The sequence below is a fragment of the Sulfurimonas sp. genome (assembly GCF_028694895.1).
Taxonomy (GTDB): Bacteria; Campylobacterota; Campylobacteria; order Campylobacterales; family Sulfurimonadaceae; genus Sulfurimonas.
On record NZ_JAQVKA010000125.1, the window covers coordinates 1 to 3,886 of the forward strand.

Here is a 3,886-nt window from a genome sequence, read left to right on the forward strand (position 1 = left end):
ACTACTCAAACCATCTTTTCATAAAAGACTATATGGGAGTTTAGAAGTAGATAATAGTATGACGAAGAAAAAGTTAAATCTGAGTAATCCATATAGCGTGGAAGAGGGGATAAGGCTTATGATAAAAGGAGAAGAGGTTTGATATATATAGCACTTTTGACACTCTCATTTACTCTTACATATTTCATAAAAAATTACGCTATAAAAAAGTCACTTGTAGCAGAGGTAAATGAGCGAAGTTCTCATACAGTGCCTACTCCTCATGGTGGAGGGATTGCAGTTGCCATTACATGGTTAGTTGGGCTTTTGTATCTTTATATTACCTCTCAAATAGAGTCTTCATTTTTTTACGCTTTGATGTTTGGAGCTATCATTTCTATCGTTAGTTTTTTTGATGATATATATGAACTAAGCCCTAAAATAAGGCTTCTTGTTCAAGCTGTGGTAGCGGTGATGGGGCTTATTGCTCTTGGTGGTTTGGATACGCTATCTTTTGGGTTCTTTGATATCTCTAGTGGCTTCGTGAGTAATATTTTTGCATTTTTGATGATACTTTGGTATATAAATTTGACAAACTTCATAGATGGTATAGATGGTTATGTTGGTTCAGAATTTATATTTTTAAGCATAGCTGGATTTCTGTTTTTTGGTGGTGGACATTTTATAGTTCTATCTGTTGCTACTTTAGGGTTTTTATATTGGAACTGGTATAAAGCTCAGATATTTATGGGTGATGTTGGTAGTACGCTTCTTGGATACACTATAGCTATCATCACAATCTACTATGCAAATCAAGAGCCATCAAATCTTTGGATTTGGATTACACTTTTTGCTCTTTTTTGGTTTGATGCTACTATTACACTAGTGCGAAGAAAGCTAAATGGTGAGAAACTTTCTCAAGCTCATAAAAAACATGCTTATCAAAGGCTTACACAAGCTCTATGGAGCCATGCAAAGGTCACGCTTTATGCAATAGGCATAAATCTTATAATTTTTTGTTTTGTCTATTTTATACCAAATATAGCGATTAGCTTCTTTGCAACTTTGCTGCTACTCTATGGTGTGATGAAGTTTGTGGATAGTAAAAAGAGCTTTATTAAATAGTTAGAGAGATAGCACTTTTAATAGCATTTATATAGCTTAGAGTTTTAGCTTTACCCTCGTAAGCGATATCAAAAGCAGTTCCATGGTCTACTGATGTTCTTATGATTGGTAGGTTAAGTGAAACATTTATGCTCTCATCAAAATAGAGCGCTTTTAAAGGCGCTAATCCTTGATCGTGGTACATGGCGATAAAGTATCTATACTTATCTCTAAAGTGTGGCGTAAAAGCTATATCTGGAACTATTGGACCTATAAACTGCTCAAAGCCTACTTTGTTGTTTGCACTTTTGATAGCTTTTGTGATTATAAGCTCTTCGTGCCCAAGTACACCATTATCTCCAGCGTGTGGATTTAGTCCAAGAACAGCTACTTTTTCATTTTGCACTGAGTTGTGAAAATCTAGAAAGAATTGTTTTAGTCTTTTGTATTTTATAGATGAAGCAACATCTTTTAGTGGAATATGCTCGGTAAATAGAGCTACAAACATCTTCTCACAACCAAGCATCATGATTGCATCTTTTTTAAAATGCTCACGCAGTAAATCAGTATGACCTTTGTATTTTAATCCAGCTAACATCCATGCTTCTTTATGGATAGGCATAGTTACGACTGCATCGGCTTTTTTCTGTTCACACAAAGATATGGCATGCATAAAAGAGTCATAAGAAAACTTGCCAGAATCTTTATCAACACACCCTTTTTTTATAGTAAACTCACCGCTAACTTCGGATATTTCAAAGTTTGAAGGAATGTCATAGCCTAAAAGGGTGGAGGCTTGATTTAGCATGTATGAGTTTATGCAGTAGATAGGAGAGCAGAGTTTTGAGACCTCTTCATGAGCCTTTAACGCTATCTCAATCCCGACTCCGTTTAAATCTCCAACGCTTATAGCAATGCGAGGTTTACTCATCTAGTTGTTAATCGCTTCATCTCTTTTATAGCTTCTGACAAACCGCTAAATACGCTTCTAGCTATGATACTTTGACCGATATTTAGTTCAGTTATCTCAGCTATCTTCATCATCTCATGAACATTATGGTAGTTTAGTCCATGTCCAGCGGCAACTTCAAGACCAATTTTTTTTGCATGTTTTGCAGCTTCGTCTATTGCCAAGATTGATCTCTCAAGTCTGATATAAAGCTCATGGCGAGGAAGTTCTAGCTCTTTTACAGAGTGATTTGAGTGAGGGAGTGAAGAGTTTAGCATAGCGTATAGATTTGCAAAAGCTCCAGTATGAAGCTCAACCATCTCAGCGCCCAACTCTTTTGACTTCTCAACCGCTTCTATGGTTGGGTCAATAAAAAGTGAAACTGGGATAAGATAGTCATGCAGAAGCTCTATCGCATAAGCTATCTCATCTTCGTACCCAAAAACGTCAAGCCCACCCTCGGTTGTTACTTCTTCTCTTTTTTCAGGTACTAAAGTAGCGCGGTGCGGTTTTAAATCAGTTACTATGTCTAAAATAGCTCTGTTTATAGAACATTCTAAGTTTACGCCAACATTAGAGTACTTCATGATAGCGTATGCATCAGCATCTTGGATATGTCTTCTATCTTCACGAAGATGGATGGTTATCTGATCTGCGCCGCTTTGAGTAGCAACATAAAGAGCGTTTAATATATCTGGATCATTTACTCTTCTTGCTTCTCTTAAAACTGCTACATGGTCTATGTTTACGCCTAGTTTCATATTACTCAAATTAAAATCCTATCTATTTTCTATGCATAGGATGTTGATAATCAGTTTTCTCACACGCGCTAAATGTAGCCATAACTCCGACTGCTAAAAGAGCCATTAAGATAATTTTTTTCATCATTAATCCTTTAAAAAGTTTGTTTGATTATATCATCTATACTGTTTATATCGTCTGTATTTGCAAAACAGCTTTTATCTCCACAAATCATAAAGCCTTTATCCTCAGAAGCCTTCTTTAGCACAAAAGGGTATTTCAGTGAGGCAATTTTAAGTGCGTTTGACTCAAGGTTTTTTTGCTCTGATTTTATAACTCTATCTCCCTTTAAGTAACGAAGCATTTGGCGTAACATGTAAGGATAAACAACAGGGCGTCTTCCTAGCTCGTATGAGTTGTACTCTAATGTTTTAAAAGCAAAATGAGTGTATTTTTCATCTTCTAAAAGTGTGCCAAGAGAGAGTAGGACATCAACGATTATAGCAACTGAGCTTGTATATGTATTGTCAGAGATTTCTGCTTTTGTTTCAAACTCTCCTACACTAAATCTCCACGTGCCTTTAGTATAAAACTTCTCTAGTGCAGAGTTAGCAAAGTGCTGAGCGCGGATTAGATAAATCTCATTTTGAGTTGCGTTAAATGCTTTGATAAGAGCTTGCGAGAGAAAAGCATAATCTTCTAAAAAAGCCTCTACTTTAGGGCTTTTATGGATGAGAGTTGTATGATAGAGTTTAGTATCTAAAAGCATTGTATCTAATAGAGCGTTTAGAGATTCTATGGCTCTTTGCGTATATTTAGCGTCAATTTCACCTAAGTTAAAGAGTGCTTTTATCATCATAGCAGACCATGATGTTTGGATTTTTTTGTCGATAAATGGATACTCTCTTTTAGCTCTTAAAGATTGAAGAAGAGTTTTTATCTTATCAAATCCATCAAATCCGCTCTCATCTCTAAATCGTATGATATTTTTTCCCTCAAAATTTCCGCTTTTACTAACGCTTAGTGCATTTAAAGTAGTCTCTATATTTGAGTAGTTGTTATCTTTTAAAAGGTTATAAACTTCATCATAACTATATACAAAGTAAGTTCCCT

3 protein-coding genes and 1 pseudogene are annotated in these 3,886 nt (G+C 35.6%); 1 reads left to right on the top strand and 3 read right to left on the bottom strand.

What is annotated here, in order from left to right; all coding sequences use genetic code 11:
- The first annotated feature begins 138 nt into the window (after positions 1-138).
- A complete protein-coding gene (locus PHI38_RS09580; RefSeq protein ID WP_299855552.1) occupies positions 139-1,104 on the top strand; it encodes a glycosyltransferase family 4 protein in 966 nt (321 codons plus the stop codon).
- Here the strand turns inward: PHI38_RS09580 and pdxA are convergent.
- From pdxA to PHI38_RS09595, 3 genes and pseudogenes are all read right to left on the bottom strand, one after another.
- Positions 1,097-2,014 carry a 4-hydroxythreonine-4-phosphate dehydrogenase gene (gene pdxA, locus PHI38_RS09585; RefSeq protein ID WP_299855554.1) on the bottom strand — a complete coding sequence of 306 codons (918 nt, stop codon included), beginning with the start codon at positions 2,012-2,014 and terminating at the stop codon, positions 1,097-1,099. The genes PHI38_RS09580 and pdxA overlap by 8 nt on opposite strands.
- On the bottom strand, positions 2,011-2,793 hold the full coding sequence (locus PHI38_RS09590) for a pyridoxine 5'-phosphate synthase (protein WP_299855556.1): 783 nt from the start codon (positions 2,791-2,793) through the stop codon (positions 2,011-2,013). Before PHI38_RS09590 ends, pdxA begins: the two co-directional genes overlap by 4 nt.
- Positions 2,794-2,927: 134 nt before the next feature.
- A pseudogene (locus tag PHI38_RS09595) lies at positions 2,928-3,886 on the bottom strand (thioredoxin domain-containing protein); the annotation flags it as partial.

Bases quoted from the DNA above. Each gene is read 5' to 3' on its own strand.
- pdxA (WP_299855554.1), bottom strand. From the start codon at position 2,014: ATGAGTAAACCTCGCATTGCTATAAGCGTTGGAGATTTAAACGGAGTC.
- PHI38_RS09590 (WP_299855556.1), bottom strand. From the start codon at position 2,793: ATGAAACTAGGCGTAAACATAGACCATGTAGCAGTTTTAAGAGAAGCA.